At 33.4% G+C, this 592-nt stretch carries 1 protein-coding gene; it reads right to left on the bottom strand.

The annotated features are described in order from the left end of the window. Positions 1-80: 80 nt before the first annotated feature. Positions 81-512: an IS200/IS605 family transposase gene (gene tnpA, locus OM075_RS25410; RefSeq protein WP_301193365.1), complete on the bottom strand. Its 432-nt coding sequence runs from the start codon at positions 510-512 to the stop codon at positions 81-83. Between the last annotated feature and the right edge of the window lie 80 nt (positions 513-592).

Raw genomic sequence — 592 nt, 5'->3', positions numbered from 1 at the left:
AAATAAACCACTATGGACTGAAAGTCCATAGTTTTGAGCGACCTGAATGACTAAAAGTCATTCTTTAGCTCGTTTCTCATCTATTCTAAGATGAAATTGGATTCATCTTGATCTTCAGGTTTTCTATGATGTTCCAGGTAAGCATTTACCATTTCATCCGTTATATTTCCTGAACTCCAGCAACCAAAACCTATTGCCCAAAAATGACGTCCCCAATATCTTTTACTTAAGAGTGGGAATTCTTGTTGTAATTTTCTTGACGTTCGACCTTTGAACTTCTTTACTAGATCACTTATATTTTGTGATGGACGATAATTTATGTGCATATGAATATGATCAGATGAAACAACACCTTTTAATATTATCACATCCTCCGCTTCACATATTTGTATTAACAGCTCGCGACATCGAACTTTTATATCTCCTTGAAGAACTTTATACCTATACTTTGTACTCCACACAATATGAGCTGTTAATTCTGAAACTGTATGACCATTAATTCTTTGAACCATATGATCAAAGTTAAGATTTTTAGAAGCTAAAGCAAGATGCACTAAAGTGCATAGTTTTAACTACTTTTGAGACCAATAAA

The sequence above is a fragment of the Plebeiibacterium sediminum genome, from assembly GCF_026013605.1.
GTDB lineage: Bacteria > Bacteroidota > Bacteroidia > Bacteroidales > Marinilabiliaceae > Saccharicrinis > Saccharicrinis sediminus.
This window is presented reverse-complemented; position numbering and strand designations above follow the sequence as displayed.

Coding starts and splice junctions, on each gene's coding strand:
- tnpA (WP_301193365.1), bottom strand. CDS start 512: ATGGTTCAAAGAATTAATGGTCATACAGTTTCAGAATTAACAGCTCAT.